The 15541-nt window shown below is 71.4% G+C and carries 12 protein-coding genes; 7 read left to right on the forward strand and 5 right to left on the reverse strand.

Annotated elements, in window-relative coordinates; genetic code table 11:
- Positions 1–33 precede the first annotated feature (33 nt).
- From ACFQ7F_RS10720 to ACFQ7F_RS10735, 4 genes are all read left to right on the forward strand, one after another.
- On the forward strand, positions 34–1674 hold the full coding sequence (locus ACFQ7F_RS10720; RefSeq protein WP_383269077.1) for a glycosyltransferase family 2 protein: 1641 nt from the start codon (positions 34–36) through the stop codon (positions 1672–1674).
- A 74-nt stretch (positions 1675–1748) separates the two neighbouring features.
- Positions 1749–2732 carry a UDP-glucose 4-epimerase GalE gene (galE, locus tag ACFQ7F_RS10725; protein WP_383269079.1) on the forward strand — a complete coding sequence of 328 codons (984 nt, stop codon included), beginning with the start codon at positions 1749–1751 and terminating at the stop codon, positions 2730–2732.
- Positions 2733–2867: 135 nt separating this feature from the next.
- A complete protein-coding gene (locus ACFQ7F_RS10730) occupies positions 2868–3647 on the forward strand; it encodes an ABC transporter ATP-binding protein (protein WP_383269080.1) in 780 nt (259 codons plus the stop codon).
- A complete protein-coding gene (locus ACFQ7F_RS10735; RefSeq protein ID WP_383269082.1) occupies positions 3647–6202 on the forward strand; it encodes an ABC transporter permease in 2556 nt (851 codons plus the stop codon). The genes ACFQ7F_RS10730 and ACFQ7F_RS10735 overlap by 1 nt, the downstream gene beginning before the upstream one ends.
- Positions 6203–6540: 338 nt before the next feature.
- Here ACFQ7F_RS10735 and ACFQ7F_RS10740 read toward each other — a convergent pair whose 3' ends face one another.
- Positions 6541–7185: a response regulator gene (locus ACFQ7F_RS10740; RefSeq protein ID WP_383269084.1), complete on the reverse strand. Its 645-nt coding sequence runs from the start codon at positions 7183–7185 to the stop codon at positions 6541–6543.
- Positions 7173–8342 (reverse strand): histidine kinase, encoded by a 1170-nt coding sequence (locus ACFQ7F_RS10745; RefSeq protein WP_383269086.1) that lies wholly within the window; start codon positions 8340–8342, stop codon positions 7173–7175. The genes ACFQ7F_RS10740 and ACFQ7F_RS10745 overlap by 13 nt, the downstream gene beginning before the upstream one ends.
- Before the next feature lie 198 nt (positions 8343–8540).
- Here ACFQ7F_RS10745 and ACFQ7F_RS10750 point away from each other — a divergent pair, with 198 nt between their 5' ends.
- The gene (locus ACFQ7F_RS10750) at positions 8541–8705 is read left to right on the forward strand and encodes a hypothetical protein (RefSeq protein ID WP_383269088.1); all 165 of its coding nucleotides are present in this window, start codon (positions 8541–8543) and stop codon (positions 8703–8705) included.
- Between the two features lie 13 nt (positions 8706–8718).
- Here the strand turns inward: ACFQ7F_RS10750 and ACFQ7F_RS10755 are convergent, their stop codons facing one another.
- The gene (locus ACFQ7F_RS10755; RefSeq protein ID WP_383269090.1) at positions 8719–9351 is read right to left on the reverse strand and encodes a TetR/AcrR family transcriptional regulator; all 633 of its coding nucleotides are present in this window, start codon (positions 9349–9351) and stop codon (positions 8719–8721) included.
- Positions 9352–9548: 197 nt separating this feature from the next.
- Between ACFQ7F_RS10755 and ACFQ7F_RS10760 the strand changes: the two genes are divergently transcribed.
- Both ACFQ7F_RS10760 and ACFQ7F_RS10765 read left to right on the forward strand, forming a co-directional pair.
- Positions 9549–10466, forward strand: coding sequence for an ABC transporter permease (locus ACFQ7F_RS10760; RefSeq protein ID WP_383269092.1), 918 nt, complete (start codon positions 9549–9551; stop codon positions 10464–10466).
- The gene (locus tag ACFQ7F_RS10765; protein ID WP_383269094.1) at positions 10459–11313 is read left to right on the forward strand and encodes an ABC transporter ATP-binding protein; all 855 of its coding nucleotides are present in this window, start codon (positions 10459–10461) and stop codon (positions 11311–11313) included. Before ACFQ7F_RS10760 ends, ACFQ7F_RS10765 begins: the two co-directional genes overlap by 8 nt.
- Before the next feature lie 18 nt (positions 11314–11331).
- Here the strand turns inward: ACFQ7F_RS10765 and ACFQ7F_RS10770 are convergent, their stop codons facing one another.
- Together ACFQ7F_RS10770 and ACFQ7F_RS10775 are read right to left on the reverse strand one after the other, a co-directional pair.
- Positions 11332–12474: a glycosyltransferase gene (locus tag ACFQ7F_RS10770; protein WP_383269096.1), complete on the reverse strand. Its 1143-nt coding sequence runs from the start codon at positions 12472–12474 to the stop codon at positions 11332–11334.
- Positions 12471–15353, reverse strand: a complete 2883-nt coding sequence (locus ACFQ7F_RS10775; protein WP_383269097.1) for a CDP-glycerol glycerophosphotransferase family protein — start codon at positions 15351–15353, stop codon at positions 12471–12473. Before ACFQ7F_RS10775 ends, ACFQ7F_RS10770 begins: the two co-directional genes overlap by 4 nt.
- Between the last annotated feature and the right edge of the window lie 188 nt (positions 15354–15541).

The following is a 15541-nucleotide window of genomic DNA, read 5'->3' on the forward strand; positions in this document are numbered from 1 at the left end:
GGATAATTACCAGCAACCTCTAAAATTTCCCCCGTGGATCCCTTTCTGTCTCTCTCGCCCCCGTCGCCCCAGGTCTGCGTCGTCGTGATCGGCTACAACGACGCCGCGCACCTCGCGGACGCGGTGCGCTCGGCGCTCGCCCAGGGCCCCGCCGTCCGCGAGGTGATCGCCGTCGACGACTGCTCGACGGACGACAGCGGCGCGCTCCTCGCGGCGCTCGCCCAGGAGGATCCGCGCGTCAAGCCCATCCGCCGCGCCGAGAACAGCGGCGGCTGCGGCACTCCCCGCAACGACGGGATCGAGGCCACGACGTCCGCGTACGTGATGTTCCTCGACAGCGACGACGTCCTGCCGCCCGGCGCGGTGGACGCCCTCCTCAAGGCCGCCGCACGCCACGACGCCGAGGTGGTCACCGGCCTGTGCGTACGCCGCGAACTGCCCTCCGGATGCGAGGCCCCCTGGCAGCCCATGCTCTACAAGAAGGCCCTCTTCATCGCCCGCCCCGAGCTGCGCACCCGCCTGGTCCACGACACGCTCTGCGTCAACAAGCTCTACCGCATGGATTTCCTCCGACGACACGCCCTCCGCTTCCCCGAGGGCCGCTTCACGTACGAGGACTTCGTCTTCACGGCGCGCGTCCTCGCGGCGGGCCCGCGCATCGCGCTGATCACCGACCACGTCTACGTGTGGAACGTGCGCCGCACGGCGGCCAAACTGTCGATCTCCCTCGACCGCTCCGGCATCGACAACTGGCAGGCCCGTATGGAGGCCCACCGCCTGTCGGTCGACATCCTCCGCGAGGCGCGGAGCCCGACGGGCACGGCGGGCAAACGGCTCGCGCAGGCCTCCCGCGCGAAGTTCGTCGACCACAGCCTGCGGATGTACGCGCGTGAGCTCACCGCGCGCAGCCCCGAGTACCGCAAGGAGTGGTGGACGGCCACGCGCGCGTACCTCGCGACCTTCGACACGGCCGACCTGGACGCGGCGCCCGCGCCGGGCAGGATCATCGCCCGCGTGATCCTGGCGTCCCCCGAGCCGCGCGACCTGCCCCGCCTCCAGGAGGTGGCGGCCCGCCCCGCGCGCCTCTCACCCCCGTACGCGCGCTCGCCCGACGGCACCACCCCGCTCTGGTCCCCCGACCTCCCCCAGGTCACCCTGGAACACCTCCTCGTACGCCCCATCCGTCTGCTCCCGCTGGCGGTGGACGCCGAACTGCGTCCCCGGGCGCACGGCAGCCGCCTGACGCTGCGGCTGCACGAGCTGTACGGGCGGGTGGCCGACGCGGGCCCGACCACGGTCGACGTGGAGCTCGCGCCGAGGAACGGCGAGGGCCCGGTGCTGCGCCGCACGACCGCGTTCAATCCCTCAGAAGGCGGTGGCACCTGGCTGACGGACGTCGTCCTGGACCTGGGCTCGCTCGGCGGCGGCGTATGGGACCTGCGGCTGCGCCTCCACTTCGGCGACGGTACGGCGCGCGAGACGACGGCGCGGGCGGTCGCGGGCCCGGGCCTGCTGCGGCGCACGGCACTGCCGTCGCGCCGGGGCCTCCTGCTCGCCCAGCCGTACGCGACACAGGCGGGGAACCTCGCGGTGCGGCTCGCGCCGGGGTTGCGGGGCGTGGCGGGGGTGGCGCGCAGACGCCTTGCGCGGTGGGCGGGCGTCGGCGGGCGCTGACGTCGCCCGTACACGGGGCTCTGCGAGACTGCACGTCCGAACCGCTGACGACAGAGAAGGCTGGCTGACTGACGATGACCTGGCTGATCACCGGCGGGGCCGGCTACATCGGAGCCCACGTGGTCCGCGCCATGACGGAGGCGGGCGAGCGGGCCGTGGTCTACGACGACCTGTCCACGGGCATCGCCGAGCGCGTCCCGGACGGCGTACCGCTGGTGACAGGGTCGACCCTCGACGCGGACCTGCTGTCCCGCACGCTGACGGAGCACGCCGTCACCGGTGTCGTGCACCTGGCGGGGAAGAAGCAGGTGGGCGAGTCGGTGGAGATGCCGCTGCACTACTACCACGAGAACGTGGAGGGCCTGCGGGTCCTGCTCTCGGCGGTGACCGAGGCCGGTGTCGCCTCCTTCGTCTTCTCCTCGTCGGCCGCGGTGTACGGCATGCCCGACGTGGACCTGGTGACGGAGGAGACCCCCTGCCTCCCGATGAGCCCGTACGGCGAGACGAAGCTGGCGGGCGAGTGGCTCGTCCGCGCCACGGGCCGGGCGCACGGCCTGTCCACGGCGTCGCTCCGGTACTTCAACGTGGCGGGCGCGGCGAGCGCCGACCTGGCCGACACGGGCGTCTTCAACCTGGTCCCGATGGTCTTCGAGAAGCTCACGGACGGCGAGGCCCCGCGCGTCTTCGGCGCGGACTACCCGACGCCGGACGGCACGTGCGTACGCGACTACATCCACGTGGTCGACATCGCGGAGGCCCATGTGGCGACGGCCCGCAAGCTGGCCACGGCACCGCGCGGCACCGACCTGACGCTCAACATCGGCCGCGGCGAGGGCGTCTCGGTCCAGGAGATGGCCACCCTGATCAACGAGGTCGCGGGCTACGACCGCGCGCCCACCGTGGCCCCCCGCCGCCCCGGCGACCCGGCCCGCGTCGTGGCGTCGGCGGACCGCATCGCCGCGGAACTCGGCTGGTCGGCCAAGCGGGACGTGCGCGAGATGGTCGCGTCGGCGTGGGCGGGATGGGTGCGGACGCATCCGGGGGCGGCGCGGGAGTAACCCTCACGCCCGCACCCCCGCCCCTGGTGGACCCCGCTACACCCCCGTTCCGGGACCGCGCTCTCTCGTTCCCGCGGTCCTCGCTGCCTAGCGTTTCCGGTGGCAGTGACGGTCGGCGGCAGGGAGCTCTCAGCGATGTTCAGGCGGCAAGGTTCCGTGGCAGGAACCCTGGAAAGCGGCCCCTCGGGTGCCACCGAGGCACTCAGTCTCGAAGGGGTGACCCGGACCTACCGGCGCGGCGGGCCCGCCGCACTCGCGCCCCTCCGACTGACCCTCCCCCGCGGCAGGTTCCTCGCCGTGATGGGGCCCTCCGGGTCCGGCAAGTCCACGCTGCTGCAGTGCGCCGCCGGGCTCGACCGGCCAAGCGCCGGGACCGTACGCATCGGGGGCGTGGACATCGGCTCCCTCAAGGAAGCCGCACTCACCCGGCTGCGGCGCGAACGCGTCGGGTTCGTGTTCCAGGCCCACAACCTCGTGCCCTCGCTCAGCGTCGCCGAGAACGTCGCCCTGCCGCTGCTCCTGGGCGGCGAGCCCGACGACGACCGCGTCGCGCTCGGCCTCGCCGAAGTCGGGCTCGGCGACCGCGGGAACGACCGCCCGGCCGAACTCTCCGGCGGCCAGCAACAACGCGTGGCCATCGCCCGCGCCCTCGTCACCAGGCCCGAAGTCGTCTTCGCCGACGAGCCCACCGGCGCCCTCGACCCCGTCACCGCACACGGCGTGCTCGCGCTGCTGCGCCAGGCCGTCGACCAGGACGGCCACACCGTGGTGATGGTGACCCACGACCCGGCCGCCGCGGCCTGGGCGGACGAGGCCCTCTTCCTCGCCGACGGTCACGTCGCCAACCGGCTCCTCCAGCCGGACAGCGAGCAAGTGCACGGCATCATGCGGAACTTGAAGGGAGCATCGGCGTGATGGCGGCGAACCCGAGTGTCACCCGGCTCCTGGCCTCGCGCGCCGCCCGCATGCACCGCAAGGCCTGGGCAGCGGTCTTCGCCTCGCTCGCCCTCACCTCCCTCCTCCTCGGCTCCTTCGGCCTGGCACTCGCATCGGCCGGACTCGGGCACGCGCGCGTGGAGCGCTACGCCGGGGCCGACCTCGTCGTCACCGGCGACCAGAACACCCGCTTCACGGCGAAGCCGTGGGGCAGCGAGCCCGAGACGGCGACAGCGGGCCTGACCGAGCGCGTGCGGGTCCCGCAGACAGCGCTCAAGGCCGTGCGCGAGGTCCCCGGCGTCCGTTCGGCCATCGCCGACGAGGTCTTCCAGGTGGGCGTGGCGGGCGTACATGGCGGCGAGGCCACCGGGCGGCCGTGGAGTGCCGCCCGGCTGGCTCCCCATGCCCTACGAGACGGGGGCGGACCGGAGCGCGCCCGCGAGGTCGTCGTGGGCGAGGGGACGGCCCGCGTCGGCGACCGCATCACCGTCCGCACGTCCGGCACCGACGCGACGTACAAGGTGACCGGGGTAGCCGAAGGCCCGCGCGCCGCCGTCTACTTCACCACCGCCGAGGCCCACCGCCTTGCCGGTCGCCCCGGGTCGGTGGCGGCGATAGGCGTCACGGCGGAGTCCGGCACCAGTACATCCACCCTCCACGCGCGCGTGCGGCACGCTCTGGACACCGCGAAACTCAAGAGCGTGGGGCACCGGGCGGACGGGGACAGCGCCGGGCTGCGCGTCCTGACCGGGGACGGGCGCGGAGGCGCCGAATTCCTCCACGCCGCCCCCGCCCGCGCGGGCATGCTCGCGCTGCTCGGCTCCGTGGCAGGCACCGTCGTACTCATCGCACTGCTCGTCGTGTCGTCGACGATCGTGCAGGCACTGCAGCAACGCTCGCGCGAACTGGGCCTCTTGCGGGCGGTCGGTGCCACGCCGGGGCAGCTGCGGGGGGCGGTGGGCCGGGAGGTCGGCCGGGTCGCGACGGTGGCGGGGCTTGTGGGGGCGGTCGCGGCGATCCCCGCCTTTCTCGGCCTCCGCGAACTCCTCGACGCGCGTGACGCGCTCCCGCCCGGCCTCGAACTACCCCTCCCCCCTTGGCTGTTGCCCGCTCCCCTCGCCACCGCGGGCCTGACGCTTCTCGTCGCCCGCCTGGCCGCGCTGATCGCCTGCGCGAGGACCGCGAAGGTACGCCCCGCGGAGGCGCTGCGCGAGGCGGCTCCCGGCACGGCCCGCAGGATCACCGGCCTGGTGCTGCTGTTCCTCGGTGTGAGCTCGGCGGGCACCGCCACACTCCAGCGCGGGGAGGCCGCGGCGGCTGCCGCCGGTGCGGCGACGGTGGTCCTCGCCATCGGCTGCGCGCTGCTCGGTCCGTGGATCGCCGAGGGCGCGATGCGGGTGCTCGGGGCGCCGATGCGCCGCTTCGGCGGTGCGGCAGGTCACCTCGCGGCGGCCAACTGCACGGCATCGGCACGGCGGTTGGGTGCTGCGATCACCCCGATCATCCTGGTGACGGCGTTCATCCTGGTCCAGCTCTCCGCGGGCGCGACGGTGACGCAGGCGGCGGGTACGCAGGCGCGGGACGCCGCGCGGGCGGACTTCGCGGTGAGCGCGGAGGGCGGTGGCCTGCCCGAGGGCACGCTGGAGCGGGTCCGGGAGGTACCCGGGGTGGCGGCAGCGACCGGCGTCACGCAGAGCACGGTGGTTCTGGCCCGCCGGGAGACGGGCTCGCCCCGCCTCGACCGCCTGCCGGTGCTCGGCGTCACCCCCGACGGCCTGGCCCGGACCCTCGACCCCGGCGTCCGGGACGGCGACATCGGCGAGCTGCGCCCCGGCACGGTGGCGGTGGGCCGTGACCAGGCTCGCTCCTTGGACGCGCACCCCGGCTCGACGGTGACGGTGCGGTTCGGGGACGGGGTCGAGGCGCGGCTCAGGGTGGTGGCGACGTATGAGCGCGAACTGGCGCTCGGCGCCTTCCTCTTCTCGCAGGAACAGCTGCTACGTCACCTGTCCTCGCCGGGGTCGGCGGACCGGATCCTGGTCGCTGCGGACGGCAGTGGCGCCGATGCCTCTGCCCTGCGGGCGGCCGCACCCGGGGCGCGGGTCGAACGGGACCCCGCGCCCGAGCTGCTCGAACCGGAGGACCGGGCGCTGGGTGAGGTGGTGACCGTGGCGGCGGTCGGAGCGATCGGCGGCTTCACCGTCATCGCCATCCTCAGCACGCTGTGCCTCATCACCATCGGGCGGCGCCCCGAGCTCTCCCTCCTCCGGCTCGCCGGGGCGGGGCGGAGCCAACTGCGCCGCATGCTGCGCCTGGAGGCGGCGGCCTCCGCGGTCACCGGCCTCGCGGTGGGCGGGGTGGTGGCCCTGATCCCGCTACTCGCCTTCAGCGTGGGGATGCTGCGCACGGTGCCGCACGTGGCGGTGACGCAGGCGGGGTTCATAGCTCTGGTGGTCACGGCGACCACCGCCGCGGGCACGTTGCCGCCGGCCTGGCGGGTGCTGCGGGGGCGCTATCCCTCGCAGGGGCGTTGACCGTACGAACAGTCCTCTCCCACCCACCCGCCCGCCCGTTCACCCCGCGTCCCCACCTCAACGAACAAGCTCTCCCTCCCACCCGCCCGATTGCCCCGCATGCACCCGTGGGGGAACAAGCAGAGGGCGATGAGTGAGCCCCACGCGCCCGCTGTCGGCATCGAGACGTGAGGGGGTGTGTCGGTATTTCCGCCCGGAGCACGGTTCGCAGTACTCCGGGACCGAAGCAGCCAAGCGCCCACCAGCGGATGGCGAGGACGGACATACCGGCGCGCCCCCGCCCCCACAGACGGACCCGCACCGCAGGACCCGCACCACGAGCTGACCCGGACCCGGCCCTACCCCCTGTTCAAGTAAGCCAGCACGGCCAACACCCGCCGATGCCCGCTGTCACTCGGCGGCAGCCCCAGCTTCGCGAACACGTTCCCGATGTGCTTGCTCACCGCGCGGTCCGACACCACCAGCGCCGACGCGATCGTCCCGTTGTCCCGCCCCTCAGCCATCAGCTGAAGCACTTCCCGCTCCCGAGGCGTCAGCGAGTCCAGCGGGTCGTCCCTGCGCCGCGTAAGCAGCTCCGTGACCACCTCCGGGTCAAGCGCGGTGCCGCCCCCTGCCACCCGCTCCAGCGCGTCCAGGAACTCGTCGACCCGCCCCACCCGGTCCTTCAGGAGATACCCGACGCCACTCGCACCCCCGCCCAACAGCTCGGCGGCGTACGTCTCCTCGACGTACTGCGAGAGCACGAGCACCGGAAGGCCGGGAATCCGTTCCCGGGCCGCGAGCGCGGCCCGCAACCCCTCGTCCCGGAACCCCGGCGGCATCCGCACGTCCAGGACGGCGGCATCGGGCCGGTGCTCCAGAAGCGCAGGGAGCACCTCGGGACCGCTCGACGCCACCGCCACCACCTCGTGCCCGGCGGAGGACAGCAGCAGCACCATCCCCTCCCGCAGCAAGGCATTGTCCTCGGCGATCACCACGCGCACGGCAGCTCCACTTCGATCACGGTCGGCCCCCCGACGGGGCTCGCCACTTCCACGGTCCCGTCGAGCGCGGCGACCCGGCGCCGCATCCCGAGCAGCCCGGTGCCGCCCGCGTCGTCGGCCCCGCCCCGCCCCTCGTCACGCACCGAAATCCTCAACACCCCGCCCGTCCGGACAAGTTCCACGGAGGCCCGCTCCGCCCCACTGTGCTTGGCGGCGTTGGTCAGCGCCTCCGCGACGACGAAGTACGCGGCGGCCTCCACTGCTGCCGGAGCACGAACCGCGTCATCCTCGACCCCCTCCGCGCGCACGGCCACATCGAGCCCGCTGCTCGCGGCCAGCGCCCGCACCGCCCCCACCAGGCCCCGGTCCGTCAGGATCGGCGGATGGATGCCGCGCACGACGTGCCGCAGCTCGGTCAGGGCCTCCTCGGCCTGGTCCTGCACATCGGCGAGGAGCTTCCGCGCCGCTTCGGGGTCCTTGTCGAACGCGCGCCTCGCGAGCCCCACCCGCATCGACATCGAGACGAGGCGCGCCTGCGTACCGTCGTGCAAGTCCCGTTCGATGCGGCGCAGTTCGGCGCCGTGCGCGGCGACCGCGCCGGCCCGCGTGACGGTCAGCTCCTCGACCCGCTCGGTGAGCCGCGCGGCCCGCTCCGCCTCGGGCGACGCCTTGAGCAGCGCACCCGACCACCGAGCTTCCAGATCGGCGATGCGCGCCACCAGCGGAAGGACCACGGCGCGGCGGCCGAGCAGCCCGCACCAGACACCGTCGACCAGCATCCCGACGATGAACACCGGCAGGGCGACGTACAACAACAGCCAGCCGTAGAAGAAGTGCAGGCCGAGCCACCGCAGATCGCGGTACGTCGCCGGGTCCGTGACCCCCGCGCGCACCCGGTGGGTGAGTGTGCCGGTCAGCGGCACGTACGCCTCGGGGATCTCCTTGCCCGTCCAGAGGGCGACGCGGCGCCGCTTGAAGCCCGCCATGCGACGCAGCATCAGCACCGTCTCGGGCATGATGCCCGCGCCGACGACGAGGAGCGTGGTGACGAGGGTGAGGAGGATGACCCCGATGAAGAGGTACGACGCGAGGGACAGGAGCGCCGCAGCGCCCAGCTGTTCCAGGGCCCGTTCCGTCCGTCGCACTGTCTCCCGCATGCCTCGCATGGTCATGGGTCATGAGGCTATGCGACCCCGTTCGCACGCGCGGGCGAGGCCGCTCCCCGGGGGAGGGTGTAGCGCACTACACCCCCGGTCCGGGAGAGGACACCATCGTCACGCGGCCCGCGATCCGGGAGAGTTGATCACACAGCGGGACACGACCCGCGCCCCGCCTCCGACTTGAAAGGCCCCGCCATGAAGGCCCTGCTCTGGCTCGTCCTCGCGATCGCCCTGGTCGTCAACGTCTCCACCAGCTTCGCCTTCGACGGGGTGCAGCAGGTCCTGATCAGCATCGCCACCGGCATCGCCACACTCGGCTCGGGCACGGCCCTGTTCCTGATGCGGGAGAAGCACGCCTGAGTACGCCCAACCCTCACAGCGCCCGAAGCGCCGCCGCCGTAGCCGTCGCGAGACTGCCCAGGTACCCCTTGGGCAGCTCGGCCCGCACCACCACGGAGCGCCAGTAGAGCGGGCCCGACACCAGGTCGAGGGCCAGGTCCTCGTCGGCCCCCTCCCGCACCTCGCCCCGCGCCACTGCCGCCCGCACGATGCCGTTCGCCACCCCGTGCTGCCCCTCCCGCAGGGCCTTCTGCATGGCCTCCGCGATCTCCGGGTTGCGTGCCGCCTCCGCCTGCAGATCGGGGATCACCTGCGAGGCCACGGGGTGGCGCAGGGCGCGCGACGTCACCTCGTACAGCAGCCGCAGGTCGCCCTCCAGAGAGCCGCTGTCCGGCATCGGCAGGCCCTGGACCGCTATCGCCGACACCAGGTCGAGCACGAGATGCAGCTTGGAGCGCCAGCGCCGGTAGACGGCGGTCTTGCCGACGCCCGCGCGGCGCGCGATGCCCTCGATGGACATACGCGCGTACCCGACCGCCGCCAGCTCCTCGAAGACGGCGGACCTGATGGCCTCGGTCACATCCTCACGGAGCACCGCGGCCCCTGCGGGGGCTCTGCGGCGCGACTGCTCGCGCGACTGTTCATCTCCTGGCCTGCTCGTCGTCATACGGACAGCATAGAACGTGACGACGATACGGTTGCGTTCCGACGTTGAATGACCCTACTCTCGACGTGGCGACGATACGGTCCCGTCCCGACGTGGGGACACCAGTACGCACGCCGGTACGCACCCCAGTGCGCACGCCAGTACGCACGCCAATACGCACCCCCATGCTCCATGGCTCCCGAGTGAAAGCAGCGGACGTGAGTCAGGTCCTCGACGCTCCATCCCGCACCGCGGACGCGGTCGCCGCGCCCGACCCCGCCGAGCTCGCGGCTCAGTACGGCCTGACCGTCAGCGGTGCCCGCCCCACGCTCCCCGCGTATGTCCGGCAGCTGTGGCAGCGACGCCACTTCATCACCGCCTTCGCGACCGCCAAGCTCACCGCCCAATACAGCCAGGCGAAGCTCGGACAGGTCTGGCAGGTGATGACGCCGCTCCTGAACGCGGCGGTCTACTACTTCATCTTCGGCGTGCTGATGAACACCAAGCACGACGTCCCGGACTACGTCCCGTTCCTGGTCACCGGCGTCTTCATCTTCACGTTCACGCAGAGCTCCGTGATGGCGGGCACCCGCGCCATCGCCGGCAGCCTCGGCCTGGTCCGCGCCCTGCACTTCCCGCGGGCCGCGCTGCCGATCTCGTACTGCCTGCAACAGCTCCAGCAGCTCCTCTTCTCCATGTGCGCGCTTGTCGTGATCCTGCTCTGCTTCGGCGTACCGCCGACGCTGTCCTGGCTCCTGGTGCTCCCGGTCCTGACCCTGCAGTTCACGTTCAACATGGGCCTGGCCCTCGTGATGGCCCGCCTGGGCAGCAAGACGCCGGACATCGCCCAGCTGATGCCGTTCGTGCTGCGTACGTGGATGTACGTGTCCGGCGTGATGTGGAGCATCGACGCGGTCCTCAAGGACCAGCACCTGCCGCACGCGCTGCAGGTCCTCCTGGAGTGCAACCCGGCCGCCGTCTACATCGACCTGATGCGGTTCGCGCTGATCGACAGCTTCCACGCGGACCAGCTCCCGCACCACGTCTGGGCGTGGGCCGTCGGCTGGGCGCTGCTCGCCGGAGTCGGCGGATTCATCTACTTCTGGAAGGCAGAGGAGACGTACGGCCGTGGCTGAAACAACAGCAACCCTCGCAAAGACAAACCTCTCCACCGACACCCCCGCACCGACCGCCACCCCCGCCCCCACGGTCATCGTCGACGAGGTCGACATCGTCTACCGGGTGCACGGCGCGGGATCCCCCACGGGCCGGGGCAGCGCGACCGCCGCTCTCGGCCGCATCCTCAAGCGCGGCAAGGGCGGAAAGGGCGGCGAAGAGTCCGGCGTACGCAAGGTGCACGCCGTCAGGAAGGTCTCCTTCACCGCCCACAAGGGCGAGGCCATCGGCCTGATCGGCACGAACGGCTCGGGCAAGTCGACCCTCCTGAAGGCGGTCGCGGGGCTCCTGCCCGTCGAGCACGGCCGCATCTTCACCGACGGCCAGCCCTCGCTCCTCGGCGTGAACGCGGCCCTGATGAACGACCTGACCGGCGAGCGCAACGTCCGCCTCGGCGGCCTGGCGATGGGCATGACCCGCGAGCAGGTCCAGGAGCGCTACCAGGACATCGTCGACTTCTCCGGCATCAACGAGAAGGGCGACTTCATCACGCTCCCCATGCGCACGTACTCCTCCGGCATGGCGGCACGCCTCCGCTTCTCCATCGGCTCCGCCAAGGACCACGACGTACTCCTCATCGACGAGGCCCTCGCGACCGGCGACCGCTCCTTCCAGAAGCGTTCGGAGGCCCGCATCCGCGAGCTGCGCAAGCGCGCGGGCACGGTCTTCCTGGTCAGCCACAACAACAAGTCCATCCGCGACACCTGCGAGCGCGTGCTCTGGCTCGAACACGGCGAGCTGCGCATGGACGGCCCGACCGAGGACGTACTGAAGGAGTACGAGAGCTTCACGGGCGGCAAGAAGTAGCCGAGCCGCCCCGCCCGGCTACCGCTCCAGGAACGCGAACAACTCCTCCCAGCGCCGCACGACCTCACCCGTCGTGTAGCGCTGGATGTTCACCCTGGCCAGCTCCCCCATCCGGTCCCGCAGCTCCTTGTCGGACATCAACGTGTCGAGCCTGCGCGCCAGTTCGCCCGTGTTCCCGAGCCGCGCGAGCAGCCCGTCGACGCCGTCCTGGACGATCTCGTGCACGCCGGGGGCGCAGTCGAAGGCGGCGCACGGCACCGCGGTGGCCATCGCCTCCATCAGCGCGAGCGGGAACCCCTCGCCCCGCGACGACTGCACGAACACCGATCCGCCCCGCAGCGCGCCCGGCACATCGCTGGTGCGCCCCATCCACTCCACGGAGCCGTCGAGGCCGAGGGCCGTGCACTGCTTCTTGAGTATCTCCTCGTCCTCGCCGGAGCCGTAGATCCGCAGCTTCCAGTCCGGGTGCAGCGGCGCGACCTCCGCCCAGGTGTCGAGGAGCATGTCGATGCCCTTCTGATCGTGCAGGCGGCCGATGCTGGTGACGACCTTCTCGGTACGCCGCGAGGGCACATCGGGCATGAACGGCAGCGGGTTCGGCATGAAGGACGCGTTGTCCAGGCCCTGTCTGATCCACAGGTCGGCGTCCTCGCGGGTCAGCGCGAGCATCCGGTCGATTTCCTTGTAGTGCTTGCGCACGCGCGCGCCGCGCGAGGACGACCGCGAGTAGCCGAACGACTCATGGCTCATGCCGATGACCAACAGACCGTCGGTGTCGGCGAGTTCGACCCACTCCATCGCCCACACCTGGGTGACGATGACGACGGCGCCGGGTCCGGCCTGCGCGAACATGGCGCTCAGCTTGGCGGCCTGCTCCAGCATGCCCTCCGCGCGCCGCGTGCGCAGCCGGTGTTCGGCCACGTTGAGCCGCCCCTTGATGCCGCGCGCCGGACCGACGCGCGGCGGATGCTCGTCGTACAGGGTCGTGGTGGGGTACGGCAGGTCCGTTCCGATGTCCTGCGGTTCGCCGGGCTCCGTGATGCCGATGACGTGCACGCGGTGGCCGCGCTCGACGAAGAGGCGGGCCATCTGATGGGACCAACTGGTGATCCCGCCCAGCTCGTTGACGCTGTTGGAGACGAAGAAGATGTCCCGTTTCACTTGCCGCTCCAGTGCGAGAAGAACTGATCCACGACGCTCTTGGCGGCATCGCCCCGGTCGTACTCGCCGAACTCGGCCACGAACCGCGCCCGCGCCGCCCGGTACTCAAGGGCCTGTTCATCCAGCGCGTTCAGCGATTTCAGCGCCCCGAACAGCTCGTCCTCGGTGTCGAGCACCGGCCCCGGAGCCCGTTCCCGCAGGTCGAAGTACGTTCCTCGCCCCTCGTGGACGTACTCCTCGTAGTCGTACGTGAAGAACAGCATCGGCCGGTCGAGGAGGGCGTAGTCGAACATCACGGACGAGTAGTCGGTGATCATCGCATCGGCGAGCTGATAGAGCGGTGTGACGTCGTGGTGTGCGGAGACGTCGATGACGCGTCCGCGCACGGACGGCGGGAGCACCACGTGGTTCAGGTAGTGCGAGCGCACGAGCAGCACATACCGGTCGCCGAACTCCTCCGCGAACCGCTCCACGTCGAAGGGCAGCTCGAAGCGCCCGTAACGACCGCCGTGCCGCCGGAAGGTCGGCGCGTACAGCAGCACCCGTTTGTCGTCGGGGATGCCCAACTCCGCTGCCAGCGGCCCGCGTTCCCGCACGCCGCTCGCGTCCTCGGCCCGCTTCGCCCGCACCAGGGCGTCGTTGCGCGGATAGCCGACCCGGAGCAGCACCTTCTCCTTGAGACGCAAGGCCTTCGCAAGGGTCCGCACATCGTGCTCGGACCGGATGAGGAAGCGGTCGAAGCGGTCGAGCACCCGCTCCTGCTCGTCCTGCCGCGCCTTGCTGCGCAGCTTCCAGGCGGGCTCGTCGAAGCCCATGCGCTTGAGCGCCGAGCCGTGCCAGGTCTGTATGTACGTCGTCTCGGGACGCTTGGTGAGCTTGAGCGGGTAACTCTGGTTGTCGACCCAGAACTCGGCCTGCGCGAGGGCCCGGAGGTACGGCAACGACCAACGCCGCACCAGCGTCGCGTCCTCGGGGAAGCCCTCGGGCTTCCCGGCGTAGGACCACACGGCGTCGAAGTCGAGACCCTGGCGGCGCATCTCCTCGTAGATCGCCCGGGGGCTGTCGCTGTACTGCTTGCCGAGGTGGCTCTCGAAGACGACCGTGCCCTTCTTCACCGGCAGGCGGCTGAACACCTCGTCGTACACGCGCAGTCTGCTCCGCCCGGACGTGAGGTCCTTGCGGAGCTTCTTCGCCCTGCGGAAGCCGGACTTGGCGACCCGCCCCGGCGCGCCCTGCGTGCCGCGCGCCACCAGGTCCTGGATCCGGCCGCCCGCCGCGTCCCGCGTGACGAGCCGGAACGCGAGGTGCCCGCGCTGCGAGACCTCGGGCTCCAGATGATCGGCGACGAGCCGGGTCAGCCTCGGCCGCACCGGAAGCATTCCCTCGGCGAGACCCGGAGTGCTCGGGGTGAGCCGCGTCCGGGTGCGTACGCCGTCCGCGACGAGGTGGAGGCGTACGTCCCACACCGCGTCGACGACGCCGAGCGGGCGCAGCCCCCGCGCGAGGTCGACCGAGGCCTCCCAGGTCACGCTCTCCCCCTCGTAGCGCACGGCGGAGACCGGGAAGCGGAAGGACTGCAGGCTGCGGCGCCGGGCGCTGAACTCCAGCTCGGCGGTGAGCACGGCGTCCGGGCCGACGACGCCGAGCGGGTTGGTGATGCGGCCCGCCATCTTCACGACTCCGGCCGACTCCTCGTAGCCGGTCAGCACATTGCGCAGGAACATCTGGTCGAGGCGCTTGCTGTGATAGCCGAGCGCGGTCACGTCGAGGACCTGGCGGCCGAACGGGTCGTCGAGGTGGTCGGCGCACCAGTACACGTGGCCGTCCCGCTCGGCGAGCGGCGAGGAGATCTTGTCGCGGTTGGTGAGGGTGTCGACGGCGGGAAGGAGGTTCTCCCAGTCGCCCTGCGCCAGGAGGTAGGCGCAGATGGCCTGGGTGGGCTGCACCTCGGCGTAGGCGGCGCGGTTGATCCCGGCGAGGTAGTCGCCGGCGAGGCCCGCGAACTCCTGGCGGTAGGAGTCGTCGCGGAACGGCAGGTCGCGCAGGTGGAGCACCAGGTCGTGCTTGAGGAACTTGATGTCCTTGAAGAGCCGCAGCTCGTCGAGGCCGCGCGCCGCGAGCAGCGCGTCGATCCGGCGGTGGATCTCCAGGCGGTGCTGGAAGTTCGTCATCTCGTGGCGCCGGTTGGTCACCGACTTCGCGGCGGCGCGCTCGTGGACGTGCCAGAAGTAGACCTGGTTGGGGATGAGCGTGATGCGCCCGGCCGCGAGGTAGGCCTCGGCGATGAACATCAGGTCCTCGTAGAACATCCCCTTGGGGAAGCGGAGGGCGTTCTCGACGAGGAAGTCACGGCGGTAGAGCTTGTTCGTGGAGAGCGTGTCCCAGACGAACAGGTCGGGCAGTTCGGTGACGGACTCCAGGGTGCGGGTCGTGGCGTAGAGCCAGGGGTACCACTGGTCGCGCTTCTTGTTGCGGGTGTCCATGGAAAGGCGTACGCAGAGCCCGGAGACGATGTCGGAGCCGTCGCGCTCGGCGGCTTCGAGGAGGTTGCGACAGGCGTTGCGCTCAAGGACGTCGTCGCTGTCGAGGAACATCACGTGCGTGCCGACGGTGTGGCCGATGCCCACGTTGCGGGGCTCACCGCCCGCGCCGCTGTTCTCCGGCAGCTGGTAGGCCCGTATCCGCTCGGGGTGCTCGGCGGCCAGGCGCTGTGCCGTCCCGTACGAGTCGTCCGTGCTGCAGTCGTCGACGATGACGATCTCGACGCCGTGCAGCGTCTGGTCGAGCACCGACTGTACGGCGGTCGGCAGCCGCTCGGCGTCGTTGTAGACGATCACCACTACGGACACATCTACGGGCACATCCACGGACACATCCATGGGCCCGCCTACGGACACATCGGGTCGCGCCTCCGGCGTCCCCCGCTCACCTATCGCTCCCATGCGTCCCTCCAGTCAGTTACCGGCTCATCCTACTAATTATCGCTATTGCCCGATTGGCGCTCTTCAGGGGGGTGTGATCGGCCTAGTCCGGATACGCGAAAGGGGGCGCCCCGGGCCATCAAGCC

It is taken from the genome of Streptomyces sp. NPDC056486 (genome assembly GCF_042795295.1).
GTDB lineage: Bacteria > Actinomycetota > Actinomycetes > Streptomycetales > Streptomycetaceae > Streptomyces.